The sequence below is a fragment of the Jiulongibacter sediminis genome, assembly GCF_001306455.1.
In the GTDB taxonomy this organism is placed as follows: Bacteria; Bacteroidota; Bacteroidia; order Cytophagales; family Spirosomataceae; genus Jiulongibacter; species Jiulongibacter sediminis.
Genome location: NZ_LGTQ01000005.1, coordinates 1127766 through 1153354 on the forward strand (window position 1 = coordinate 1127766; position 25589 = coordinate 1153354).

20 protein-coding genes are annotated in these 25589 nt (G+C 40.8%); 13 read left to right on the forward strand and 7 right to left on the reverse strand.

Annotated elements, in window-relative coordinates; translation table 11 throughout:
* Positions 1-29 precede the first annotated feature (29 nt).
* Positions 30-1343 carry a SusD/RagB family nutrient-binding outer membrane lipoprotein gene (locus AFM12_RS05025; RefSeq protein ID WP_082391197.1) on the reverse strand — a complete coding sequence of 438 codons (1314 nt, stop codon included), beginning with the start codon at positions 1341-1343 and terminating at the stop codon, positions 30-32.
* A gap of 4 nt (positions 1344-1347) precedes the next feature.
* Positions 1348-4614: a SusC/RagA family TonB-linked outer membrane protein gene (locus tag AFM12_RS05030; protein ID WP_055144519.1), complete on the reverse strand. Its 3267-nt coding sequence runs from the start codon at positions 4612-4614 to the stop codon at positions 1348-1350.
* Positions 4615-4850: 236 nt separating this feature from the next.
* Between AFM12_RS05030 and miaB the strand changes: the two genes are divergently transcribed.
* From miaB to AFM12_RS05085, 11 genes are all read left to right on the forward strand, one after another.
* Complete coding sequence (miaB, locus tag AFM12_RS05035) at positions 4851-6290, forward strand: tRNA (N6-isopentenyl adenosine(37)-C2)-methylthiotransferase MiaB (RefSeq protein WP_055144522.1); 1440 nt, start codon at positions 4851-4853, stop codon at positions 6288-6290.
* 1 nt (position 6291) lies between these two features.
* On the forward strand, positions 6292-7599 hold the full coding sequence (locus AFM12_RS05040; protein ID WP_055144525.1) for a sigma 54-interacting transcriptional regulator: 1308 nt from the start codon (positions 6292-6294) through the stop codon (positions 7597-7599).
* Positions 7596-8126: an LPS assembly lipoprotein LptE gene (lptE, locus tag AFM12_RS05045; protein WP_055144528.1), complete on the forward strand. Its 531-nt coding sequence runs from the start codon at positions 7596-7598 to the stop codon at positions 8124-8126. The genes AFM12_RS05040 and lptE overlap by 4 nt, the downstream gene beginning before the upstream one ends.
* Positions 8120-8488 (forward strand): hypothetical protein, encoded by a 369-nt coding sequence (locus AFM12_RS05050; RefSeq protein ID WP_055144531.1) that lies wholly within the window; start codon positions 8120-8122, stop codon positions 8486-8488. Before lptE ends, AFM12_RS05050 begins: the two co-directional genes overlap by 7 nt.
* A gap of 48 nt (positions 8489-8536) precedes the next feature.
* A complete protein-coding gene (gene secG, locus AFM12_RS05055) occupies positions 8537-8884 on the forward strand; it encodes a preprotein translocase subunit SecG (RefSeq protein WP_055144534.1) in 348 nt (115 codons plus the stop codon).
* Between the two features lie 255 nt (positions 8885-9139).
* Positions 9140-9415 (forward strand): co-chaperone GroES, encoded by a 276-nt coding sequence (locus AFM12_RS05060; protein ID WP_055144537.1) that lies wholly within the window; start codon positions 9140-9142, stop codon positions 9413-9415.
* Positions 9416-9464: 49 nt separating this feature from the next.
* A complete protein-coding gene (gene groL / locus AFM12_RS05065; protein ID WP_055144540.1) occupies positions 9465-11096 on the forward strand; it encodes a chaperonin GroEL in 1632 nt (543 codons plus the stop codon).
* A 95-nt stretch (positions 11097-11191) separates the two neighbouring features.
* Entirely contained in the window at positions 11192-12013 is an 822-nt protein-coding gene (locus AFM12_RS05070) for a hypothetical protein (RefSeq protein ID WP_055144544.1), read from the forward strand.
* A 97-nt stretch (positions 12014-12110) separates the two neighbouring features.
* Positions 12111-13742 (forward strand): CTP synthase, encoded by a 1632-nt coding sequence (gene pyrG, locus AFM12_RS05075; RefSeq protein WP_055144547.1) that lies wholly within the window; start codon positions 12111-12113, stop codon positions 13740-13742.
* 7 nt (positions 13743-13749) lie between these two features.
* Positions 13750-16359, forward strand: a complete 2610-nt coding sequence (locus tag AFM12_RS05080) for a T9SS type A sorting domain-containing protein (RefSeq protein WP_055144550.1) — start codon at positions 13750-13752, stop codon at positions 16357-16359.
* Positions 16360-16687: 328 nt separating this feature from the next.
* Complete coding sequence (locus tag AFM12_RS05085) at positions 16688-18022, forward strand: neutral/alkaline non-lysosomal ceramidase N-terminal domain-containing protein (RefSeq protein WP_055144553.1); 1335 nt, start codon at positions 16688-16690, stop codon at positions 18020-18022.
* Here AFM12_RS05085 and AFM12_RS05090 read toward each other — a convergent pair.
* The 5 genes from AFM12_RS05090 to AFM12_RS05110 all read right to left on the reverse strand — a co-directional run bounded on the left by AFM12_RS05090 (position 18010) and on the right by AFM12_RS05110 (position 23438).
* On the reverse strand, positions 18010-19932 hold the full coding sequence (locus AFM12_RS05090; protein ID WP_055144556.1) for a tetratricopeptide repeat protein: 1923 nt from the start codon (positions 19930-19932) through the stop codon (positions 18010-18012). The two genes, AFM12_RS05085 and AFM12_RS05090, sit on opposite strands and share 13 nt — an antisense overlap.
* A gap of 26 nt (positions 19933-19958) precedes the next feature.
* Entirely contained in the window at positions 19959-20702 is a 744-nt protein-coding gene (locus AFM12_RS05095) for a LytR/AlgR family response regulator transcription factor (RefSeq protein WP_055144559.1), read from the reverse strand.
* A 187-nt stretch (positions 20703-20889) separates the two neighbouring features.
* Complete coding sequence (gene can / locus AFM12_RS05100; RefSeq protein WP_055144561.1) at positions 20890-21525, reverse strand: carbonate dehydratase; 636 nt, start codon at positions 21523-21525, stop codon at positions 20890-20892.
* 9 nt (positions 21526-21534) lie between these two features.
* Positions 21535-23097 carry a SulP family inorganic anion transporter gene (locus AFM12_RS05105; protein ID WP_055144564.1) on the reverse strand — a complete coding sequence of 521 codons (1563 nt, stop codon included), beginning with the start codon at positions 23095-23097 and terminating at the stop codon, positions 21535-21537.
* Positions 23098-23180: 83 nt separating this feature from the next.
* Entirely contained in the window at positions 23181-23438 is a 258-nt protein-coding gene (locus tag AFM12_RS05110) for a hypothetical protein (RefSeq protein ID WP_131458193.1), read from the reverse strand.
* A gap of 105 nt (positions 23439-23543) precedes the next feature.
* Here AFM12_RS05110 and AFM12_RS05115 point away from each other — a divergent pair, with 105 nt between their 5' ends.
* Together AFM12_RS05115 and AFM12_RS05120 are read left to right on the forward strand one after the other, a co-directional pair.
* Complete coding sequence (locus tag AFM12_RS05115) at positions 23544-24731, forward strand: class I SAM-dependent methyltransferase (protein ID WP_055144570.1); 1188 nt, start codon at positions 23544-23546, stop codon at positions 24729-24731.
* Between the two features lie 11 nt (positions 24732-24742).
* Complete coding sequence (locus tag AFM12_RS05120; protein ID WP_131458195.1) at positions 24743-25588, forward strand: coiled-coil domain-containing protein; 846 nt, start codon at positions 24743-24745, stop codon at positions 25586-25588.
* Position 25589 lies beyond the last annotated feature (1 nt).

Below are 25589 nucleotides of genomic sequence, written 5' to 3' on the forward strand. Positions count from 1 at the left end.
TCAACCAATTCACCAATAACCAACAAAAATCACCTGTTCACCGCCGTTTCAGTGAATAAATTGACAACTCCTGGGAAAGAATCGTTGGTATTGATTTCTACCTCAGGATAAAGGAAGCGTTGAGGCAATTTTGTAGCTATACTATTTTTGATAGGAAGGTTTAGGATATTATTGGTGCGTCTCGCATCATGAAACACCTGTGGTGAACCTATCATGGTGATGTACTTCTCTTCCAAAATCACTCTGATTAGCGTGTTACCCCCAATAGCCACTTCAGGGAAACTGGCATTATAGATAGACGCTAACTCCCTTCTGATCTCATTAAAAACATCTCGGGCTTCCTCATCATTACCAAGCCTGGCCTCGCATTCAGCCAAAATGAATTGATTCTCAAACCAATCTACGATAGGATAAGCTGCATCCTGAGCAAAATAACCTCCATCATTATAATTCAACTCATTTCCCTGAAAATACACAGCATAACGAGCTTCTTCACCTGGTGTAAAAAGAATTCGGTCTGTAGTGATATCGCTTAAATTCAGCATTTTTCTTAGATGAGAACGTGTGGCTGTCAAATAACCACCACGCTGCTCTATACCGAACTGATAATACAAATTCCGCTGACCGTCTACATCTGAATGTGCCGCCATGAGGCTCCTTTCAGGACTTGAAATACCTTGCAAGGCCTCTGCTCTGGCATTTTCATAATCTTTAGCCAGTAAGTAATAGCGGGCTTTTAACGTATGACCCACCTCATTCCATGTTGCCGAATTGGCCTCAAAAACCGGGCTTCCGAAAAAGTCAGCTACTCTTAAGTTTTCAACGTTTGCAATACCCTGAGAAAGCAATTCCTGAGCTGCATTTAATACATCCACCTGACTGTCATATTGCGGATGCGGGAATTCAACGGGTTGAGCACTTTGAGAATACGGCACGTCACCAAACATAGCCGCCAATTCTGCCGCCATTACAGCTTCCACAATTTGCGAAACACCCAAAAGTCTGGTGTTCCCGGATTCCTGAGCCTTCTGCTGAACAATTCTTGTTTGAGAAATTCCGCCGGTGTAATTATTGCTCCAGATGCCATCAAAATCACCGGAATTTACCTCATAGGTATTATAACTTGTAAACTGATTGCTGAAGCCCGTGTACTGATCCGTAAAAATTCCGCACATTCTGGAGGCCTCTCCTTCTGTCATCAAGACCCAGGAAAGGTTAGCCTGACCAATAATCAATTCACCCGGTGCGTCAGTGAAGTTATTAGGATCAATATTCAATCCATCGGAATAGCTTTCACAGGAGAAAAAAGACAAGCTTAAAAGGACAATTAATATCTTCTTCATGTTTTTAGATTCCTAGTTTTAGTGTGATGACGTATGAGCCAGTTCCGGGGTTTGAGAAATACTCTAAACCACGTCCTTTGGAGGCACCTGTAAGATTCACTTCGGGGTCAACAAAATTCAACGGTGACCAAATGAAAAGGTTACGACCGGTTAACCCCAAACTGGCTGAGTTGATTTTTGCTTTGCTCAAAAGACTGGATGGCAAAGCATAACTTAAAGAAACCTCACGAAGCTTTGTCCAGCTACCATCTACTATAAACTGCTCGGCAGCATTACCAAAACCTCCGCCGACACCGGTGTACCACTCTGAATCAAGTAAAACAGGACCTGAACCAAAATCACCGATATTTCCTCTGACCAGAGTTCCTGCGGCAACTCTTCTGCCATCTACTGTTCGTAATTCCGTCTCCGTAATAAATTCATTGGCGGTTTCGGGATGAACTCCAAAGTATTTCAGGATACTTTCAGTACCGGCCCAGATATCATTCCCTTGAAAAGTTTCAAACTGGAAAGAGAACGAAAGACCTTTCCAGGAGAGATTTGAGCCTAGACCACCTCTCCATTTTGGGTTTGGATCTCCAATAACGCCTTCTTCATCAGCTACTTCAGGGAAACCATTTTGATTTAAAGCAATGAATCCGAAATCATCTCTAACCCATTTACCGCCCCAAAGTGCTCCAAAAGGCTCTCCTTCCACAACCCTGGAAGAAGTCCCTGTAAACCCGTTCAAGAATACACTTTTCACACCCTGAAGTTCAGTTACGAGGTTCTTGTTCATTGAGAAGTTTCCATCAATTCGCCAGTCAATGTTTTTGAATTTGGTGACTCTCAAACCTAAATCGATCTCCAAACCTTTGTTTGTAATCGTGGCGGCATTATCCCAAACAGAACTAAATCCTGAAGATGGAGCGAGATCAACAGCCAGAAGAGCATCCCTTGTAATTCGATCGTAATAGGTGACTCCAAGTGATATTTTATCATTGAGAAACCTCAGATCCGTTCCGACTTCAAACTCTCTCACTCTTTCAGGAGTTAAACTTGGGTTTCCACTATTTCCACTTCTGGCGAAAGGATTACCATAAACAGAAGCTGATAACGCGTCCCCCCATGAAGTTCCTCTGTCAAATGGCCCGTAAACAGTTTGAGTTGCATAAGCCACCGGCTCAATTCCCACTTCACCGTAAGAGGCTCTGAACTTACCAAAGGTTAGCAAATTGCTTTTGATTCTCTCAGAGAAAACCCAGCCAACTGAGGCACTTGGGTAAAAAACAGGATTGAGAAGTGTTGAAGGCAATTCGTATCGACCGGTTAACTCAAAATAAAATTGATTCATCAATTCGGCATTCAGCACAGAATAAACGCCTGATTTTCTCTGTAATAGTCTTGTCAAAGAAGGAGTCTCATTGGCTGCCTCTGCATTACCAAAAGTTCTCAGAATACCGACAAATGGATTTGTAAAGTTTGTAGAGCTTCCTCCCTGGCTAGTAAAAAATGACTCTTCAAACTGTACGCCGCCTATCCAACTGAAATTAAAGTCTGAACTGATTACATGCGTGCCGTTCAAGAATGCATTGAGAGAGGTATTTCTCTCCGTAATATCACTTCGGCCAAAGGAGCCTTGGTAAACATCTCCTGCTGAATTTACAGGAAACCACGACTCACGGGATTCATTATAATAATCAAAACCATAACGTGCGGTAAAGTTGATACCCTTAGTGATGTTCCAGTTTAACTCAGGATTAAATATAAATCGGTGTAAAAGATTGGGATTTTCCTGTTGATTGATCGTCCAGCCCGGGTTTGAATAAAACGGAGCCTCTTCTCCCAAATAACCCAGATTATTTTGGTTTCCTATAAAAGAACGATGGGCGTTGAAAGTAGGAACTCCGTCATTATCATAATAGGTACCAATATAGTCTGTATTATTGAAATCGGCCGGCGTTCGAAGGTAGCCCAAATAAAACCCATTGAGGTTTGAACCTTGCTGAATCCGATTGGAAGAAATGTGTGTAACCGTACTATTGACTTTAAGGCGTACTTTATCACTTATTTTGGTTTCGTTATTAACTCTGGCCGTCGTTCTAACATAATCAGAATTGGCTTTAAGAATACCCTGCTGATCCCAGTGAGAAAAGCTCATGTATGTAGCTCCCCGATCACTATTGAAATTCATGCTCAACGCTTTATTCCAGGTAAAACCGGTCTGAAAAACCTGATCCCGGTTGGTATCATGATAAATAGTCTGATCGTTTTTGGTCAATATGGGATAGTATAACGTACCGTCTGCTGTCTCAAAACGTTTGTTTCCTACACGAACTTCATCTTCCCCACCCGCACGATCGCGGATTCGGTCGCCCCAGGAAAGTCTCGAAGTAGGGTTCCAGATGTATGTATAAGCATCTCTTGCTCTGCCCGTTTCCTGAAGTAGCGGATATCCCTGACCAAATTTATCTTGCTTTTCAAACTCGCGGTTAATAACATCAAAGCTTGTTTGATTGGTAAACTCAAGACTGAAGTTTTTTCCTCGAAGGTTACCCTTTTTGGTTTGAATCAAAATCACTCCATTAGCTGCCCCGGTACCCCAAACTGCAGCTGCAGCAGCACCTTTCAATACAGTTACATTGGCAATATCTTCCGGGTTAATATCATTTAATCTGGACTGCTGAACGACTCCGTCAACTCCACCGCCAATACTGGAGTTGGTAATAGGAACACCATCAAGAATAATGAGTGGAGAAGAACCACCTGAAATGGTATTCTGACCACGAATTTGTATGTAGGCACCAGCACCGGGATCACCTGAATTACGTACAATAGTCAAACCCGAGGTTTTACCTGACAAACCCTGAATCACACCAGATTCTCCGGAACGTTTCAATGCCTGAGCATCCACTAAAGTAGAGGAACTGAGATCATCATCCTTTTTTCTTTCAAGACCAAGGGCCGTCAAAACCACCACTTCGTTCAGTTGATTCTGTCCTTGTTCCAAGGTGATATCAATAACGGATTGATTTCCCACCTCAATTTCCTGAGTTTGCATGCCAATAAAAGAGAAAACCAGCGTCTCCCCTCTGCTCACAGAAACGTCATATTTACCATCAGCATCGGTTTGCGTCCCGGTTTGTGAACCTTTCACCTGAACTGTAACCCCCGGCAAAGGAAAATTATCTTCAGCCGCTTTAACCGTACCAGTGACTCTCTGTTGAGCATAAAGTCCTGAGCTAAAAGCCACTAAAAAGAGGAGAAGCAGTTTGTAAAATTTATCATTCATACGTTTAAGGCATTTGGTTTAAAAGTACGTAGTGAAGCTTAAAAAAGCTGTATGCACACATAGTTTTTTTGACGTTTTCAAGCAATTCAAGCAATGTATCCCACAGAATTCGGGATGTTTTGAAAACGAACAATGACCATTAATAATTCTATTTCCCCTTTTAGAATTATTTCACATTCTCAATCTGCCATTCTGTCAGTCTTTCGTATCTTTGCCCCTCAATTGAAAAAGTGGAAATGGAGAAATTAACCGGAGAGTTAAAAATACTTTCAGAAGAGGAGAAAGAAGGGCTTGATCTGGCCCGAATCAGCGAAGATGAAAAAGCTGAAGGGAAGCGTAAATTGTACATTGAAAGTTATGGCTGTCAGATGAACTTTTCTGATAGTGAAATTGTGGCTTCTATACTCCGCAAAGAGGGCTTTGCCACGACTTCAAATAAAGATGAAGCAGAACTAATCCTTCTCAATACTTGCTCCATCAGAGATAATGCCGAACAAAAAGTACGCAACAGACTGCAGATTTTAAACTCGACTAAGAAAGGTAAACCGAATGTCAAAATCGGGGTACTCGGTTGTATGGCTGAGCGACTTAAAACTAAACTACTGGAAGAAGAAAAGATGGTAGATATGGTGGTTGGGCCTGACTCTTACCGTGACCTGCCAAACCTGATCAGTGATGTGGAGGATGGCCAAAAGGCGGTCAATGTTTTCTTGTCAAGAGAAGAAACTTACGCTGATATAACACCCGTTAGATTGGGCACAAATGGGGTCACCGCTTTTATTTCTATCATGAGGGGCTGCGATAATATGTGCAGCTTTTGCGTGGTACCTTACACCAGAGGGCGTGAACGTAGCCGAGAGCCGAAAACTATTGTTCAGGAAGCTCAGAATTTGTTTGACAAAGGCTACAGAGAAGTAACTCTCCTTGGTCAAAACGTTGACTCTTTCAAATGGAAGAATGAAAACGGTGAAATAGAAACCAATTTCGCTCAATTGCTGGAAATGGTCGCCCAGGTTCACCCTGACTTGAGAGTACGTTTCTCTACCTCCCACCCTAAAGATATTACGGATGACGTGCTTTATACCATCAAAAAGTACGAGAATATCTGTAATTACATCCACCTACCAGCTCAAAGTGGCAGCAGCCGTATTCTGGAATTGATGAACCGTACTTATGACAGAGAGTGGTACATCCAGAAAATTGACAGAATCAGAGAAATTCTCGGTGAAGACTGTGCCATTTCTCATGACCTTATCACTGGTTTCTGCACTGAGACTGAGGAAGATCATGAGGAGACACTTTCTTTGATGGATTACGTTCAGTTTGACTATGGTTATATGTTCTACTATTCTGAGCGACCAGGTACACCGGCCGCCAAGAAACTGGAGGATGACATTGATTTAGAGACCAAGAAGAGACGTCTGGCCGAGATTATTGAGAAGCAAAGAGGGCATTCTATGATCCGTAACGAAAGACTTTTGGGCACCGTGCAAAAAGCACTTGTTGAAGGTTTCAGCAAACGCTCAGAGGACTTTTTGCAAGGTCGGATTGACGACAATAAAGTAGTGATTTTCCCGAAAGAAAATTTCAAAAAGGGAGAATACGTGTACGTAAAAATTGAAGAATGTACTACTGCTACACTAAAAGGAACAGCAGTTATTACTGAAATGGCTTAATATGACAAATAGCCCTGAAATACAATCCGTCAAAAACAGATTTGGAATCATTGGAAATGCCCCGGGTTTAAATTATGCCCTTAACGTAGCCATTCAAGTGGCTCCAACTGATTTGACGGTACTTATCACCGGAGAGAGTGGAAGTGGAAAAGAATCTTTCTCCAAAATTATTCACGGATTGAGTCACCGTAAGCACGGCAATTTTATCGCGATAAACTGTGGAGCCATTCCTGAAGGAACCATCGACTCTGAACTTTTTGGTCATACGAAAGGAGCTTTTACAGGAGCCGTAGATGACCGAAAGGGTTATTTTGAAACAACGGATGGCGGTACTATATTCCTCGATGAAATCGGTGAAATGCCAGTAAGTACTCAGGCTCGTCTTTTAAGGGTTTTAGAGAACGGTGAATTTATTCCCGTTGGCTCCTCAAAAACCAAGAAGACGAATGTACGAGTGGTAGCAGCGACGAATGTAAATTTGGTTGATGCCGTTGAAAGAGGGTCATTCAGAGAGGATTTATATTATCGCTTAAATACTGTTCCCATTTCAGTTCCTCCGTTAAGAGAGAGAGGTTTTGATATTGAATTACTCTTCATCAAATTCACCTCTGATTTTGCAGAAAAAAACCGGATCAGTCCTGTCGAATTGACTGAGGGGGCAAGAAAAGTTTTGACTTCGTTTCGTTTCCCGGGAAATATCCGCCAGTTGAAAAACATTGCAGAGCAAATCACTTTGCTGGAAACGGAGAGGGCTATTACAGCAGAGGTCATGGATAAATATCTGCCAAAACATCAGGCTAGTGGCCTACCTGCATTGATGCGTCAGTTTGGACAGGGAAATAGCGATATTTCTGAGAGAGAAATCCTTTACAAAGTACTTTTTGACATGCGAAAAGACGTGACCGAGCTAAAAAAACTGGTCTACAGTCTCATGAAAGGCGGTCAGGTAAATCAGGAATTTATTAATGATCATGAAGAGCTTTTTGAGGAGATAAATACGTCGACCCTTCCGGCATTGCCCTCAGCAGTACCGAATCATGAAGAAAGCCCATATCCGGTTTATAGCAAAGAAGATGATCAGCATATAGTAACAATTGACAATCTTCAGGGTTCACGGGAAAATGTAGAGGACATCACACATGAAGATGAGGAAGAATCGTTATCTCTGGAAAGAAATGAGCATGAGATCATTTTGAAGGCCCTTCGGAAAAATAATTTCAAACGAAAATACGCCGCCAAAGACCTTGGAATCTCAGAACGTACCCTTTACAGAAAAATCAAACAATACGATATCGAAGACGAGAAATGATGAGTTCTTTCAAATATGTCTTTTCTAAGTTAAAAGTGGTCTACCTTATCTTACCGCTTTTGTTTTTACTGGAATCCTGTGGAGTTTACTCATTTACAGGAACCACGCTATCGGCTGATTTAGAAAGTATAACTATTGAAAACTTTGGCATGGCCACGGCCGGCGGGCCTCCAAACCTGACGTTGAACTTTAACGAAAGTCTGAAAGAGTATTATCAACGAAATACAAATCTGAAACTCCTGCCTTCAAACGGTGACCTCTATTTGGCCGGGGCAATCACGAGATATGATATGACCCCCGTGGCAACAACCTCAGGGGATAAAGCCGCAATGAACAGACTTACTATTGCTGTTGAGGTAACTTTTCAAAACTCCCAGAATGAGGAAGAAAGCTTTGAAAAAGAATTCAGCTTCTATCAGGATTTTTCTCAGGAACAAACACTTACTGATGTAGAACCAAATCTTGTTCCCAAAATATTGGATCAGCTGGTTTTGAACATTTTTAACGACACTGCGGCCCAATGGTAAGTCAGGAAAATATAGACCTGTTGATAAAACTGGCTGAAAATCCGAAAAGTACAACTCCCTTTGATTTTCAAATACTTTCTGAACTTCTGGACCAATATCCTGATTTTGACCTTCTGAGAATGGTATTCATTCAGGCGGGTGAACGCCTCGGAGCCAAAGGTGAAGAATTTGAGAAAGAAAAAAAATATTGGCAACTAAAGGAAGCTCTTCTCCGCAGCCCAACCTCTAAGATGAAAGAAACTCCTTTGGAAGTGGATGAAAATCTCAGTTTCACAGAAAAAATTGAACGTTTTATTAAGAAATTCAAAGAATGTCATTCACCAAGCCATCTAATTTTTCGACAGGGCACTAATAGTTATTAAAGAAAAAAAACTAATTTTGCAGCCACTTTTCAAAATTCAAGAGAAAACATGACAACGACAGTTATTATACTTATTCTGATTGTAGCCCTTTTACTCATTGGAGTTATCCTAATTCAAAACCCGAAAGGTGGTGGATTATCGAGTGAATTTGGTGGTGGAGCTACTTCTCAAATGTTCGGTGTTCAGAAAACCGGAGACATTCTGGAGCAATTAACCTGGGGCTTTTTCGCCTTTATTGTGGTTGGTGCTTTGGCCACCGGCATTTTTATGAGGGCTGGTGAAGCTCAGTCAGGAAACAGTGCTTTAGATGTAGAGACTTCTCAATCTGCTCCGGCAGCACCTGCACCGGTGAATCCGGTTCCGGCATTGCCTACTGAGCCTGCCCCGGCAGAATAGGTCAGAAAAATACTTAAGAAGAAGCCGCGTCAATTTGATGCGGCTTTTTTGTTGTCAGGTTATCCCTGAACAAACTGACATTTCTTCATTGCAAACTGTCATCGTTTTTGACAGAAAAAGGCCTTTCATCGAGCTTTTAGACATAAACATGAAAAAATGTCAGTAATCATTACCTTTGCCAGCCTTTGGCAGATCATTTGATCAAAAGTGCCTGAAACATAAAATTATCGTTAACCTTAAAATATACGGAAGACTATGTCAGTAAACGTAAAACCTTTGGCAGATAGAGTGCTCGTAGAAGCCTCAGCCGCTGAAGAAAAAACAGCCTTCGGAATCATTATTCCTGATACGGCAAAAGAAAAACCTCAGAAAGGAACAGTGGTAGCCGTGGGCCCTGGCAAAAAAGACGAGCCTATGAGCGTGAAAGTAGGCGATGCTGTACTTTATGGAAAGTACTCTGGTACCGAACTTAGTATTGACGGTAAGGAGTATCTGATCATGCGTGAGTCAGACATCTACGCTATCGTTTAATAACACTATTGAAAACTAACATCTAGAACTCTCAAAAAAGAAAATAAAAATGGCAAAGCAAATTCATTTTGATACCGAAGCCAGAGATCGCATGAAGAAGGGAATTGACACCCTTGCGAATGCTGTAAAAGTAACTCTTGGTCCAAAAGGTCGTAATGTAATTATTGATAAGAAATTTGGTTCTCCGTCTATTACAAAAGATGGTGTGTCTGTAGCGAAAGAAATCGAGCTTAAAGACGCAATCGAGAACATGGGTGCTCAGCTTGTAAAAGAAGTAGCCTCCAAAACAGCCGACGCTGCTGGTGATGGTACTACTACCGCTACTGTCCTTGCTCAGGCCATCTACACCATTGGTGCTAAAAACGTAGCAGCTGGTGCTAACCCAATGGATCTTAAAAAAGGTATTGACAAGGCGGTATCTACTGTCGTTAAAAACCTGAAAGATCAGTCAAACGTTATTGCAACCGCAAAAGAAATCACTCAGGTAGCTACCATCTCTGCAAATAACGACCTCGAAATCGGCCAGATGATCTCTGATGCGATGGAAAAAGTAGGAAAAGAGGGTGTAATCACTGTCGAAGAAGCTAGGGGTACTGAAACCGAAGTAAAAACTGTAGAAGGTATGCAGTTTGACAGAGGTTACCTTTCTCCATACTTCGTGACCAACGCTGATAAAATGGAAGCGGAACTTGAAAATCCGTTTATCCTGATCTCTGAGAAGAAAGTTTCTTCAATGAAAGAGCTTCTTCCGGTTCTTGAGGCCGTGGCTCAAACTTCTCGTCCGTTGATGATCATCTCTGAAGACGTTGATGGCGAAGCTCTTGCAACGCTTGTTGTAAACAAAATCAGAGGTTCTTTGAAGGTATGTGCTGTTAAGGCTCCAGGATTTGGAGACAGAAGAAAAGCAATGCTTGAAGATATCGCTGTATTAACAGGTGGTACTGTAATCTCTGAAGAAAGAGGCTTTAAACTTGAGAATGCTGACATCAGCATGCTTGGTCAGGCTGAGAAAGTAATCGTTGATAAAGACAATACTACTGTAGTTAACGGTTCTGGTGATCAGGATGGCATCAAAGCCCGTGTAAACCAAATCAAAGCTCAGATTGAGACTACAACTTCTGATTATGACAGAGAGAAGCTTCAGGAGCGTTTGGCAAAACTTTCTGGTGGTGTGGCCATCATCTACATTGGTGCTGCTACTGAGGTAGAAATGAAAGAAAAGAAAGACCGTGTTGACGATGCTCTTCATGCAACTCGTGCAGCTGTTGAAGAAGGTATTGTAGCCGGTGGTGGCGTTGCTCTTATCAGAGCACAAGCCGCTCTTGAAGGTCTTAAAGGTGAAACTGCTGATGAAGATACCGGAATCGCTTTGATTAAAAACGCTATTGAATCTCCTTTGAGAACAATCGTATTCAACGCCGGTGGCGAAGGATCAGTTGTAGTTCAGGAAGTGAAGAATGGCAAAGGTGCATTTGGTTACAATGCCCGTGAAGATAAATACGAGGACATGATTGCTGCGGGTATTATTGACCCTACTAAAGTAACTCGTCTTGCTCTTGAGAATGCCGCTTCTATTGCCGGATTGTTATTGACTACAGAAGCTGTAGTTTCTGACATTCCTGAAGAGAAAGCAGACGCTCACGCTATGCCTCCGGGTGGCGGAATGGGCGGCATGATGTAATTCGTGTCCAGAGGAAAATAAAAAGGCTGTTCTGTTTTTGCAGGGCAGCCTTTTTGCTTTCATAGAATTAGCACGGTTTTTGACTAAGTTATACCATGAGATTTGTGAAACATCTTCTTATTCCTGCCGGAATGGCCTTTGTGCTCATGGCTTGTAAAAAAGTTAATGATTTGGGTATTCGCCCTATTGGAGAAGCAGCAGTCGAAGTTAAAATTCAGGAATGTGATATCCGCAACGTTTCTTACAGTGAAGGCTTGAAAATGACCGTCGCTTATGAAGATCGCTTACCAGTAGAAGTTCAAGGTATCCAGTTTTTCAATAAACTTAGGTACAAGCAAGATAATCTGAATGAAATTGAGAACACAAGTGACCCTTCCTGGAAAATCGATATTGAGCAGGATGGCCGGGAAAATATCACCAAAATGACATTCAATGGTCGGGACGGTGCCGGCAGACCACTGACGCAATCCTATGAAATGTTTTATGACTCCAATGACCAGCTCATCAAGATGCTTCTTGATCTTCCGGTTTTCTGGGACATCGTTGAGCTAACGTTTGAGTATAATGCTGACGGAAACGTTACAAAAATAAATCGTGTTGAGAACAACACATCTGTTACTCTTTTGGAGAACCTTTCGTTCGATGAAAAAAATGCTCCGTTTGTATATCAAAAACAACTGGGCCAGCTAATGAGCTATCTCCTTGCGACAACGGTCATCAATGGGGATGCAAATTATACGTACTTCCTTAACCAGAACAATGTTACCCGAAGTATCATTACAAAAGGCACTGATAAAATGGAATTGAGTGCTACTTACGAATACATCAATGAGTTTCCGTCAAAGGCTCAGATCAGCAAAAATTACAAAGATCGATTAAGCTCCCTTACTGAAACCTACGCCTACAATTGTCAGTAGTTCTTTTCAAATTTGATTTGATTTTGTCTCGCATTCCCTGAGAAAAAAACTACCTTTGTATCCCGTAATCAGATTCAGGATTTTCTAATTCGTGGTAATGAGCGGGAATAAAAAAACACCAAAGTACATCTTCGTAACCGGTGGTGTAACATCTTCTTTAGGCAAAGGTATAATTGCCTCATCTTTAGCAAAACTTTTACAAGCACGTGGTCTTTCAGTTACCATTCAAAAACTGGATCCATATTTAAATGTCGATCCGGGTACGTTAAACCCTTATGAACACGGCGAGTGTTATGTCACCGATGACGGTGCCGAAACTGACCTTGATCTTGGTCACTACGAGCGTTTTCTAAACGTTAGAACCTCACAAATTAATAATGTAACCACCGGCCGTATTTATTATAATGTCTTAAACAAAGAGAGAAAAGGCGATTTCCTTGGCAAAACAGTTCAGGTTATTCCACACATTACGGATGAAATCAAAAGAAACATTCTGAATGTAGGAGAAACTGGCAAGTATGATATTGTTATTACCGAAATCGGAGGCTGTGTAGGTGATATTGAGTCGTTACCTTTTATTGAGGCTGTAAGACAACTCAAGTGGGATTTAGGTGAAAAGAACATGTTAACTATTCACCTGACGCTGGTTCCTTATCTGGCATCTGCAGGTGAACTAAAAACAAAACCAACTCAGCACTCTGTAAAAAAACTTCAGGAGTCAGGTCTTCAGCCGGATATCATCGTCTGCCGTACTGAGCATTCTCTTCCTTTAGATATCAAGCGAAAGATTGCTCTTTTCTGTAACGTTGAGGTCAAATCGGTGATTGAAGCCAAGGACGCCAGCACCATTTATGATGTGCCTTTATTGATGGAAAAAGAGAAGCTGGATCAGCGGGCTCTTTATCTTCTTGACATATACAATGACAAAGACCCTAAACTAAGCGACTGGAAGAAATTCTTAGGTCGTTTAAAAAATCCTGTCGCACAGGTCAATATTGGCTTGATTGGAAAGTATGTAGAGTTGAAAGATGCCTACAAATCCATTATCGAGGCCTTTATTCATGGCGGTGCTGAAAACGAATGTAAAGTAAAAATTGATTGGATTCACTCTGAGTCTCTCACTCCTGAAAATATTGAAGACAAACTTAAAGACCTTGATGGTGTATTGGTAGCACCAGGTTTTGGTGAAAGAGGTATTGCGGGCAAAATTGCCGCTGTAAAACATGTTCGCGAAAATAATATTCCTTTCTTCGGTATATGTCTGGGCATGCAAATGGCCGTTATAGAGTTCGGAAGAAACGTGTTGGGTTGGGATGACGCTCATTCAACAGAAATGAGTGAAAGCACTACGCATCCCGTGATCGACCTCATGGAGGATCAGCATGATGTTTCTGACAAAGGTGGAACGATGCGTCTTGGAGCTTACGATTGTAAACTCAAAGACAATTCACTTGCCAAAAGCATTTATGGTAAAAAGAACATTTCTGAACGCCACCGTCACAGATGGGAGTTCAATAATAAATACCGTGATGATTACGAGAAAAACGGCATGGTAGTGTCAGGAGTAAACCCGGCCAATGATCTCGTAGAAATCGTTGAGATCCCGGGACATCCGTTTTTCCTTGGCGTTCAGTTTCACCCAGAGCTAAAAAGTACAGTTCAGGAGCCTCATCCTATATTTACCAAGTTTGTAAAGGCTGCCATGGATTATTCAGCAAGTAAAGTATAAAAAGCATATGGTCACATTTCCGAAATTGCCTCGTTCTTTCTTTATTTTTTGGGCAGTCTTTCTGGAATGTGGCTTTTTGTTTGCCCAATCGATTCAGCTAAACTCTCCGGTAGGCCAAATCTGTTATAATCAAGCCTTTGAACTTACTTACAGTTTATCAGGTGATTTTGATGAGGAGGAGGAATTCGTTCTCGTGAGACAATATACCGGTCAGATTGCTGATAGTCTGACCTTTGAAAATCCGAACTCGCTAAGCCTTTCTCTCACTTCTCCAGCCTCCGTGTTTTTAGTTGCCACCAAAACCGGTGTACAATCAAATACTGTTCAGTTAAATCCTGACGCATATCCGGGGCTTTTTCTGAGATATAATTCTGTACCAAGGTGTGAGGGGTATTCAACGCCTATCGAAATCTATACCGGCTTAATGGCCGGTGATCAGATAACCTGGCAAAAAGATGATGAAAATATCTCGGGAGCTTTTCAGAATATTTATCCGGCAAATGTCAGCGGTGTCTATACAGCCACCGTTTTACGAGGACAGTGCTCTTATAAGGTTTTAGGAAGAGCCGAAGTGAAAATCGGCGAGATTGCAAAAGCCCAATTAACCTCGGCAAGTATTCCTGAGGTTTGCGAAGGTTTCAATGTCAACCTTTCTGCCGCTTTACCAGACATTCAGGACCTTCAAATGCAATGGCTCTATGAAGGAGATACCATTGCCGGAGCAAACCAAAAAGTATTCAGTGCCTCAGAAACCGGTAGCTACCAGCTTCTGTTAAAACAAGGACAATGCGTAAGCGAATCTGATCATTTTTTGGTAAACATCGGTCACCTGACAGCAGGCACTATCTCTAGTTCACCGATTCAAATTAGAAACGGAGAAGTCACGATCTGTGAAAACATGACTCTCCAACTAAGGTCTTCAAATTACAGTAGCAGAAACGACCTGGAATATTACTGGCTCAAAGACGGTGAAGGTATACCCGGCGAAAGGAGCAAAAACGTTAGTATTCATGAGCCAGGAGTTTATAGATTAGGTTTGAGGCAAGGGAAATGTGAAAGTTTATCCGAACCTTTAACGGTAAAAACCGGCCCCATAAAAGGCATTAATTTAGCAGAAGGTGGATTATTAAATTTCTGCGAATCAAAAAATTACACCATAATCCCGGAGGCTCAGAATAACGATATAGTTCGAAATACTTTTGATCTCTCTCTTTTCAAAGATGGAACTTCCGTAAGAAGATTAAACCAATTCTTTGACCTTTCAACCGTAAATGAGAGCGGAGATTACTGGATTAGCGGAACATTCGGACAGGAGGGCTGCATTGTCACTTCAGATACTTTAGAAGTGAACTTTCTGGGGGGTGAAGTGCCGTTTAAATTATATTCTTTTACTGATCACCTTGAAGGCTGCTCTTCAGAACTCATCATTGGAAATGATACAACCGTTAGAAACTTGACTAGTCTAAATCCAACTTTTCAATGGCTTCGAAATGGACAAGTTCTGGAAGGAGAGAATCAAAGTTATTTAACTGCTAAAAGTAAGGGAGACTATTCATTAAAGGTATTGGTAGATAGTAGTTGTACCTATATCTCAGAGCCGGTTCAAGTTGATTTTTCTGATTTAACAGGCAAAATAATAAGTTCAGGTAAAGGGCTATGTGCAGGACAATTAAGTACCCTTGCATTCAGTTTTGACAAAACCTTTGTTGATTCCAGTGGAAATTTCTTGCCGAATATTGCTCAGTTTGAATGGTCGAAAAATGGAGAAGTGCTGGGGACTAAATCAACTCAAAAAATTACCCAATCGGGGCTCTATAAAGTAAATCTGAAACAGAATGGCTGTGAGCCTTTTGACGACTCTCTGAGAATTCAGTTGACCGAAATAAACACTCAAGTTCTCCCTTCAGAAGATACGCTCGGCATTTGCCTGAATGGTGGATATGCCACTCTGACTGCCATAGAGATTGCGAATAATTATCAATGGGTTAATAATAACCTTACTGCTGTTTCTGACTCCTTTAGTGTCCAGGCAAATCGCCTGGGCTCCTATAAAGTATGGATTGAAAAGAATGGGTGTTATACTTTCAGCGACCCCAAATTCATTATAGAGAAAGTAGAATTACCAACTGCTACCCTCAGTGGAGGCGGTGAGATTCAGCTTGGGGAGGCAATGGAGATCAAAATTGATTTTACAGGTCCGGGACCATGGACTTTCACCACGCCGGAGGGAAATACTGTTACCTCAGATCAAAATCCTTATACTTTTGAAGTACAGCCCATAAACTATACTGTTTACTCCATAACCACTGTAGAAAACCCTTGTGGTTTCGGGGAAGTTTTTGGTAGTGCAGAGGTTACGGTTATTGTTCTCGGCACTGAAATAGAGGAGGATGTTTTGAAGGTCTACCCGAATCCGGCATCAGAAGTTTTAAAGTTCTCAGCTACCGAAAATTTCTCTTCTATTGAGTATTCTTTGACTGATATTAATGGCCGAACCTTAATGGAGTCAAAATACAAGCCACAAGGCATTAGGATTAACCAATTAAAGGCCGGTATCTATTTGCTAAGCATAAAGGCAGATGATAAAACTTTTCAACGAAAAGTCGTTATTCGTTAGGCAATCACTTGAACTAACTACTTGATAATAAGAACTTAGTATCTTTTTTTGAAGATCGAGAGGATCCCTGTAATCAGCAGCTAGTAGCCTGATCAAACTTGAAAATAGATAATCGAGGCGGACAATCTATATTTCTCTTAACAAATACATCTATTTGTAGACTCAAACGGATAAAGAAACGGCGATTCCACGAAAGAGAACTGAAACAAAAGTTATAACCATCTCAGTCGACCAGCCCAGTTATTTAGAAAATTCAGATCCAATTTTAAAGAGGCTTATGGATAGGTTGACTAATTTAAGGCAAAATCATTGAACCCTTTTCTTCAGGATGAAGCTCGCACTAAAACTTGTTTTTTCTCTCATATTGATTCTCTTGGTAATTGTCCTCAGTCTTGTGACCAGGATTGACATGACGCCTTACCAGCAAATGCCCTATTATCAGGAATGGGAGGAGAATATTTCTGGTTTTGAATTTCAAAGCGAAGGAAAAGACTCTTTAAAAGTCGGATGGGCAAAAACCAACATTACACCGGATAAACCAATGCCAATGGCAGGTTATGGAAAGAGAAAAGGAGCTCCTTATACTTCAGTTCATGATTCAATTTTTGTAAGAACCCTGATAATTGGAAATAAGACTCAAAAAGTAGCCTTGGTGGCAGCTGATTTATTGATTATTCCACCAACAGTAAACGAGTTAGTAGAGCAGAATAAACCTGAAAATATCGATATATACTTTGGAGCAACACACAGCCACAACTCTTTGGGGGCATGGTATAATACACTGGTAGGTAAGCTATTTGCGGGACAATATGACCCCGAAGTCGAAAAATTTCTTTCTGAACAAATTCTTCGATCTATTGAGTTGGCAGAAAAAGAAATGGAGCTGTTGGAGAGCATCAGTTATGAAAAGGATTTAGACGAAAACGATGTTCGAAACAGGTTGGTTAAAAATGGCCCCATAGCACCCTACATCAGAAGCCTTCGATTTAAAACCGATGAGAAATCAGCTCTTTTATCTACATACGCCGCCCATTCCACAGTTTTGAACTCCGCTACCTTCGAGTTGTCAAGAGACTATCCCGGTGTTTTGGTGGATTCTTTGGAAAGAACTGAGACCGACTTTGCCCTTTTTATGGCTGGCACGGTAGGCAGCATGGGTCCCATTGAAAAAGGAGTTGATGATTTTGATGAAGTCAATAATCAGGCAATTGGAGTTTTGAATCAAATAAAATCAGAAAATGAGCGTGAGATTCAAGTTGAAACGAAATCATTATCCTTTGGAAAAATACAGCTTCCACTAAGAAAACCTTCGCCCAGAATAAATACGAATTGGGCAATGAGGCCCTGGGTCTTTAAATGGCTTTTTGGAGAGGCACCTCCCGATGTTAAAATTCTCAAAGTAGGTCAACTTCTTATGATTGGTTTACCTTGTGATTTCTCTGGCGAATTAATGGCTGAGCTTGATGAGTACGCAGCAGAAAAAGGAATGGAATTGATCATTACCAGCTTTAATGGTGGTTACACTGGTTATATCACGGCTGACGAGCACTTTGAGAAAGAAGCCTATGAAACCACAACAATGAACTGGTTTGGGCCTTATAACGGAGCATATTTTAGTGAGGTGGTTAGAGATATTATTAACAAAGCTGCTCAGGCTAATTGAGGCTCCTCTACAGGAATAACATCTCCAAAATAAGGAATGTGTAAAATGACCCTTGTACCGCGTGGATTATTCTCTTCATCGTATAAATCGACGATTTCAAGGCTATGATCACCTCCAAAATTTTTGTAATAATTATTCAATCGCTCGGTCGTAAGATCAATGCCTATTGACTTATTATTTAACGTTTTACGCGATTTTATCTCAGCCGACTGTTTACGCCCAATACCGTTGTCCTCTATTTGAATGGTCAGTTGATTTTCACCCGACCTGTTCACTGAAAGTGTCAGCCTTTTATCGCCGTCTTTTGGAGAAAGGCCATGCCAGATGGCATTTTCTAGGAAAGGCTGAAGAATCAGAGAAGGAATACGAACATGGTTTGTTTCTATACCTGCTTCCACTATCGTTTCAAATCGTATTTTGTTTGAGAACCTTATATTCTCTATATTCATGTACAGCTCCATCGTAGCTAATTCATCCGCCAGAGAGATATCCTTCTCTTTTGAGTTTGAAAGGATTGTTCTTATGAGTTTTGAGAACTTATTGAGGTAGTAAACTGCTTTATCTTTATCGTTATTGATGATGTATAGTTTTATAGAATTCAATGAGTTAAAGATAAAATGAGGGTTCATTTGCGAACGCATCATTTTCTGCTCAAGAGCCAAAAACTCTTTCTCTTTACGTAAAAAGTTTTGACGGTAAAGAATGTAAAAAATAGTAGCCAGCAAAGCGGTAAGAACGATCAAAATGACCAGAAACTTCCGATTATCTTCCAGCTTTAAATTGACCAGTTCGTTTTCTTTTTCCAGAATTTCAATCTGGCTTTTCTTTTTCTCTGAATCATACTTCAAGATCAGATCCGCCACGTATTGCTGATTTTGCTCATTGAGGTATTTTTCCTCGTTTTCACGGTAAAGCTTAGTATAATTCAGAGCCTCCTTATAATTCCCTCTTTTTTCGTTTAAAGTTGACAGATGCCTGTAAGACTCTGCCACAAAATATTGCTGACCAAGCTCTTTCGCTGTACCGAGGGCTTCTTTGAGGTATGATTCGGCCTTAGTAAGTTCACCAAGACCCAGCAGTGCCCAACCATAATTCTGCTTAGACATTACCGTGTAATAAGTATCCCCTATTTTCTCAGCCTTTGCAATGGTGGGTTCAATTAATCGGATAGCTTCCTGAGGCTTATTTTGTTTGAGGTAAATCTGTGCGATACTGTTTTGGCAAATCACCCTTCCCAGATCAGAATTTATGATTTCATTATACTCCAGCGATTTCTGGTAACTTTCTAACGCCTTTGAGAAATCTCCTCTCTCCTCATAAATACCACCCAGGTTTTGATAGTTGATAGCCAGACCAAGATTGTTCCCTATCTTCTCCTCAATTTTTATGGATTCCAGAAACTCCTGCTCAGCAAGATCTTCCTGCTTTAAGGTTAAATAAAGATTACCAATACTATTTCTTGAAACAGCCGTACTTCTCAAATTAGTCTCACCTCGTTTTTCCTGACTTTCAGCCAGCTCCAGAGCCTGTTTATGAAAGTCGAGAGCACTTCTAACCTCTTCTTTTCTTCTGGCAACAACACCCAGCATATTGAGGGCCATAATTCTGAAATCCATGAGGCTTTCATCATATTCAGTCAGCCGAAGTGCTTCCTGATGATAGGCTTCAGCCTTTGGGTAATCTGCTTTGTTTCGGTAATAAATTCCAAGCTGATTATTAGCGTAGGCCTGTCCGGCTCCATACTCCTTTTCTTTTGACTTTTTAATGAACTCTTCAAGCTCTTCGGTGCTATACCGTATACTCTTAAGCACACTGTCAATATGTATGTACTCCTTTACATTCTCGTCCAAAAGATTCTGATAACCTTCGGGCAATGAGGCGTAAGTATCTTTGATTATGATCAAAGACAACCAAAACAATATGTAAACCTTTATTTTCAAAATTTGCGAAGAAAGTCAGATTTTCGGTTTCTGCTGACAGGGATATTTCTTCCGTCAGTCATGATCACCATTGAATCTGTTTTTAAATACTCTCTTACTTTGGTTAGATTAATTACGTATGAATTATGAATTCGGTAAAACTCGCTACCGCCTAGTTTCTCTTCAATTTTTTTCAAGGTCTGTGTGATAAACAACTTTTCTCCATTTTCCAGAAAAACCGAGGTGTAGTTTCCGTCACCCTCGCAGTACATCAGTTCATCAGGCCTTAAAAACATTATTTTACCGTCAATATTGAGGCCAATTCTCCGATGCCCGGTGCTGGAATTACTCATGGCATTCATAAGTGTTTCCTCAAAACGGTCAATCAACGAATGTTCCTTTCGGTACTGCTCAATTTTATCACAAGCCTGAATCAGGTCATCAGAATCAATTGGTTTCAGCAGATAATCGAGAGCTCTTTCCTTTATTGCGTTTATTCCATATTGATCGTAAGCTGTGGTTATGATTACCGCAAAATCACGCTCACCCAGCTGATCGAGGAACCTGAAACCATCCATCTGAGGCATTTCAATGTCCAGAAAAAGACAGTCTATTTCAGGAAGGCCTTCAAAGTACTTCAAGGCCTTTCTGGGGTCAGTAAAAGTATCAATAACCTCAATCTCAGGACAGAAGTTTTCAAGCTCCCATTTAAGGCTCTCAATGGCCTTAGGCTCATCGTCAATAAGTACTACTCTACTCATAAGGTTCAGTGGTTGCAATAAAATTACCTTAAAGCCATCTTATTTTTAAGTAAACTGTATAATTGGTAGGATTTTCTTTGTGTAAGGTAGTTTTTACCTACAACTACGTAAAAATACTTATCTTCTCTCTTGACAACAAAAAAGCCAGACAATGCTGCCTGGCTTCTTATTAAACGGAGTTTCAGAACTAAATATCAAATCTGTAAATCGGGTCAATTTCATCTAGCTCTCCGGCCTCAATCTCATAAATCTTTTTGATTGTTCCGGTTTTCAATTCTAACACCCATCCATGCAGATGAGGATAATCCCCTTTTTTCCAGGCCTTTTGAACTATAGAAGTTTCAGCCAGATTCTTGACCTGCTGAACTACATTGAGTTCGACCAGTCTGTCAAACCTGTCATCCTCATTAGTAATGGCTTCTAATTCCTTTTTGTGATCTACATAAACATCTTTGATATTACGCACCCACTTATTAATCAGACCAAGTTCGGCATTTGACATGGCAGCCTTAACGCCACCGCATCCATAATGCCCGACTACCATAATATGTTTTACATGCAGATGCTCCACAGCATATTGTAGAACCGCCAGCATATTCATATCCGTATGAACGACGAGGTTGGCAACATTACGGTGCACAAAGATGCTTCCCGGGTCGGTTTGAGTTATTTTATCTGCCGGGGCACGGCTATCTGCACAGCCTATCCAAAGGAATTCAGGACTCTGGCCGGCGGCCATTTTCTCAAAAAAGGTAGGATCTGCTTCTGCCTGAGCCTTTGCCCAGGCCTTATTACTTTCTAAGAGTTGATCGTATTTTTTCATGTAGTTTTATTAATGGTCAAGTTTTATGGTCTCGTCCGTTTTACCAAATTTTATTTTTTTTCGTGTGATATCAAGTACATTCACTTTAATATTCTTCTTCTTGGAATCCTTTACGAAATCTTCAATGGCCAGAAAAATGTCATGATCCATGAAATCAACATTTCTGCCGTCTAAAGTCAATTCATCTCCTTCTTCCAGTTTACTAAAAATCTTCATCAATTCAGCTCTGTTATAGAAAAATACGTCTTTTTTGAAGTCAACGATTACATGATTCCCTTCATCGTGAAGATTTATTGCAGATCTGAAATTAGTATAAAGTACATATCCAATACCAATCAACAATCCAATAAGAATTCCTACCAAAAGGTCGGTGAATAAAACGGCTATAATTGTGGCTATAAAAGGTATAAACTGATCTTGTCCCTCTGCCCACATTCTTTTGAAAGTCTCAGGTTTGGCAAGTTTATAACCCACTATGATCAGCACCGCAGCTAAAGCCGACAAAGGAATCATATTCAGTAAATCCGGAATAAGGACCACACAGAAAAGTAAAAGAAAACCGTGAATTACAGCTGCCAGCTTTGTTCTGCCGCCAGCCTGAATGTTTGCCGAACTTCTGACAATTACCTGAGTCACGGGAATCCCTCCAATCAAACCTGAAAGCATATTTCCAGCTCCCTGAGCTATCAATTCGCGGTTTGTTGGCGTAATATTTTTTCTTGGGTCAAGCCTGTCTGTAGCCTCAACACACAGTAAGGTTTCGAGACTGGCAATAATGGCGATAAGAAAGCCCGTTTTTATTACCGCGAAGGAAGTAATCGAGGAAAAGTCAGGATACCTGAACAAGTCAACAAATCCAGCAAATGAACCGGAAATTGGGATCTGAACAAGATGAGTACCGGCAAGTCTTAGATTTTCAGGGTAAAACATATTGATCACGACACCGAGAACAACCGCCAACAAAGGGCCTGGAATAAGACTTAGAATAGGATTTTGCTTAACCCATTTACGGTCCCAAAGAATTAAAACGAGCATACAAACCACGCCAATGATTAAAGCTCCTTCGGTAAAATATTGAAGATTGAGTAGCTCTGAAAATGTGTTTTCTCCATCAGGTTGTAAAAACTGGAATTCTCCTTCAGGGTCACGGTCTATCCCAAAAGCATGAGGAATTTGCTTCAGAATAATAGTTAAACCAATAGCCGCCAACATACCCTTGATTACTGAAGAAGGGAAATAGAAAGCGATTTTACCCGCCCCCACAAGCCCAAGGACTAGTTGCAAGGCCCCTCCTAAAACTACCGAAGCCAGAAAAACCTCGTACGATGGGAAACCCGCGATGGCATTGGCAACAATCACGGCCAAACCAGCCGCCGGGCCACTAACTCCCAGTTTGGAGCCACTAATAAGGCCTACCACAATACCGCCGATAATACCGGCTATTATACCGGAAAATAATGGTGCATCGGAGGCCAGCGAAATTCCAAGGCATAGAGGCAAAGCCACTAAAAAGACTACTAAACCGGCTGAAAAGTCTTTTCCAATATGTTTAAAATCGAATTCTTTTGTCATGAATTTAATATTGATTTTTCATAGAAATTCTAGCCTGAACGGATAGAAAAAATTGCTTAGATAAAGCAAGGGTTGAAGAAAAGTCAATATTCTGGTGGGAAAAGAATCTCCCGATGAAAATCACCGGAGTAATGCTTGCTTTTATGGCTGTAAAGTGACGAAATAGTCTTGCTAAGACGAGTCTCACTGGTAGAATTAAACCAAAGAAAGAATGTTTTTTGATCGTATTCTTCTTTTTCTGATTCATCTTCGCCAGATTCAATATCCAGCAGTTCAACCTGAGTATCAGTATCAAACAGGTCAAAAAACTCCTGACGCCCTCCAATGAAGACGAAAAGCATCAGTATAAGGGTTGAATATTTTATGATGCGACTTACCATTCGGTAACTACAAAGTAAAGAAAACCCCTTCAAAAGTTTCTATTTTTGGCTTTAAATTAGCTCTTAATGGAACTCCGGACCATTCTAAACGCAAATGCTGAAGCAAGGAATCTCGGGCAGATTGATCCGGCAGACTTTGCTTTAAAAAATCCTGAAAACTGGAGCCTTGACTTTTTGAAACTGGTATTGACTCAATATCAGTTCCTACAAAAACTGTCTCAAAAACTTCCTGAATGGGCCAAAAATCAAAAAATAATAGGTGGCGAGAACGTCAATATTGAGCAATCTTCATCTGAGCTTACAGCCCGCCATAAATTCTCGCAGTACCGTGGTAAACGAGCCGCTGACCTCACCGGCGGTTTTGGCATTGACACTTACTTTCTTTCGAAGAAGTTTGAAATGGTTGATTACTGTGAACCAAACCCTGACCTTTTTGAAGTTGTTAAACACAATTTCGAATCGCTAGTAGTCAACAATGTCAATTTTCATTGCTGTACGGCTGAGGATTTTCTCAATCAAAACTCGGAGAAATTTGACCTGATCTACCTTGACCCTGATCGGCGATCAGAGAAAAGTAGCAAGCTGGTTTTAATTGAAGATTGTCGGCCGAATCTCATTGATATTCAGGATACACTTTTACATTTTTCTTCAAAAGTTCTCATTAAGTACTCTCCATTACTGGATATCAAACTGGCACTAAAAACCTTTAAAAATACAGTCAACGTAAAGGTTTTAGCAGTTAAAAATGATGTTAAAGAGCTACTCTTTGAGCTCTCTAACAACACAGAAATTGAGGACATTAGTCTATCAACACTGAATCTAAGTGGGGAAGACATTCAAGATTTTGAATTCAGATTAATGGAAGAGGAAAATGCTACGGTGGCTTATTCCGAACCATTGAACTACCTTTATGAACCGAACGCCGCCATTATGAAGTCCGGGGCTTTTAAATCCGTTGGTAAGCGTTTTGGTCTTTCAAAAATTGCTCAGCATTCTCATTTCTACACCTCTGAAAAGCTTGTAAAAGATTTCCCCGGAAGAATTCTCAAAGTCGAAGAGTCCACAACCGCAGCCGGAAAAGCTTTGAAAAAATGGAAAAATGCCAAAGTCAATGTTATTTCACGGAATTACCCTTTAAAACCCGAGACTTTACGACAAAAGTACCGTCTTAAGGATGGTAGTGATGAGTTTTTGATCTTCACTACCGATTATAAAAACGAAAAGATACTTATAACTTGCACCAGAAACTTATGACTTCAACATTCATGAAAAAAGCCGTACTTCTATCATTCCTTTTCTTATCCGCAATACAGGTGACTATTGCTCAGCACATTCTAAAAAGTGACTTCTTGTATAATGATGAGATTCATACCTCGCATTATTTGTACATCAGATCTGAAGCCAAAACCATAACCGATGAATGGGGTACCTATTTGAATAAAATTGGCAAAGTGGATGAGAAAAAAGGAGAAATAACGGTAACCAATATTAAAAAAAGTGGACTCAGCGGATACCTGGATAAGGTGGTAAGTTATGTTACCGAAAACGATAATTTCGTGGTCATAAACACGCTCTTTCTTGATGAAAACGGGAGGTCACTGGACATCGCTCAATTCGATAAAAAAGGGCTTGAAGACTTCTTTTATCAATTCTATGATATCGCCTACCACAATGAAGAAGTGCGTATGGCTGAAGCCGATCTCGAATGGTCTGAAGACCTTATGGATATCGCTGAAAAAGACAAAGGAAAGGCCGAAAGGGCTGTGGAAGCTAATATCAGAGCTCAGGAAAGGCTGGGTAAGAAAATCAACCAAACTCCTGAAGAACTCAGTAAAGTGATTGAGAAAAAAGATGAGGTTTTTCAACAGTTATTAAGATCTGAGGAGACTGAAAAAACGGAGGAACTTCAGGAAGAAGTGGAAAAGCAAGAGAAAAAACTGGTTAAACTGAAAGACAAAAACGAAAGAGACGCGGACCGCCTGGATAAGCGTGAAGAGGAGTTTCCGGAATTAACAGAAGAACTTTTCAAGGCCCGCGAGAATCTTGAAAAAGCCAAACAGGTAGTAGAAAGTAAAAAAGTAGTTCTTCAGGAGCTCAAAGCAAACAAATAGA

Bases quoted from the DNA above. Each gene is read 5' to 3' on its own strand.
- AFM12_RS05025 (WP_082391197.1), bottom strand. From the start codon at position 1,343: ATGAAGAAGATATTAATTGTCCTTTTAAGCTTGTCTTTTTTCTCCTGT.
- AFM12_RS05030 (WP_055144519.1), bottom strand. From the start codon at position 4,614: ATGAATGATAAATTTTACAAACTGCTTCTCCTCTTTTTAGTGGCTTTT.
- miaB (WP_055144522.1), top strand. From the start codon at position 4,851: ATGGAGAAATTAACCGGAGAGTTAAAAATACTTTCAGAAGAGGAGAAA.
- AFM12_RS05040 (WP_055144525.1), top strand. From the start codon at position 6,292: ATGACAAATAGCCCTGAAATACAATCCGTCAAAAACAGATTTGGAATC.
- lptE (WP_055144528.1), top strand. From the start codon at position 7,596: ATGATGAGTTCTTTCAAATATGTCTTTTCTAAGTTAAAAGTGGTCTAC.
- AFM12_RS05050 (WP_055144531.1), top strand. From the start codon at position 8,120: ATGGTAAGTCAGGAAAATATAGACCTGTTGATAAAACTGGCTGAAAAT.
- secG (WP_055144534.1), top strand. From the start codon at position 8,537: ATGACAACGACAGTTATTATACTTATTCTGATTGTAGCCCTTTTACTC.
- AFM12_RS05060 (WP_055144537.1), top strand. From the start codon at position 9,140: ATGTCAGTAAACGTAAAACCTTTGGCAGATAGAGTGCTCGTAGAAGCC.
- groL (WP_055144540.1), top strand. From the start codon at position 9,465: ATGGCAAAGCAAATTCATTTTGATACCGAAGCCAGAGATCGCATGAAG.
- AFM12_RS05070 (WP_055144544.1), top strand. From the start codon at position 11,192: ATGAGATTTGTGAAACATCTTCTTATTCCTGCCGGAATGGCCTTTGTG.
- pyrG (WP_055144547.1), top strand. From the start codon at position 12,111: ATGAGCGGGAATAAAAAAACACCAAAGTACATCTTCGTAACCGGTGGT.
- AFM12_RS05080 (WP_055144550.1), top strand. From the start codon at position 13,750: ATGGTCACATTTCCGAAATTGCCTCGTTCTTTCTTTATTTTTTGGGCA.
- AFM12_RS05085 (WP_055144553.1), top strand. From the start codon at position 16,688: ATGAAGCTCGCACTAAAACTTGTTTTTTCTCTCATATTGATTCTCTTG.
- AFM12_RS05095 (WP_055144559.1), bottom strand. From the start codon at position 20,702: ATGAGTAGAGTAGTACTTATTGACGATGAGCCTAAGGCCATTGAGAGC.
- can (WP_055144561.1), bottom strand. From the start codon at position 21,525: ATGAAAAAATACGATCAACTCTTAGAAAGTAATAAGGCCTGGGCAAAG.
- AFM12_RS05105 (WP_055144564.1), bottom strand. From the start codon at position 23,097: ATGACAAAAGAATTCGATTTTAAACATATTGGAAAAGACTTTTCAGCC.
- AFM12_RS05110 (WP_131458193.1), bottom strand. From the start codon at position 23,438: ATGCTTTTCGTCTTCATTGGAGGGCGTCAGGAGTTTTTTGACCTGTTT.
- AFM12_RS05115 (WP_055144570.1), top strand. From the start codon at position 23,544: ATGGAACTCCGGACCATTCTAAACGCAAATGCTGAAGCAAGGAATCTC.
- AFM12_RS05120 (WP_131458195.1), top strand. From the start codon at position 24,743: ATGAAAAAAGCCGTACTTCTATCATTCCTTTTCTTATCCGCAATACAG.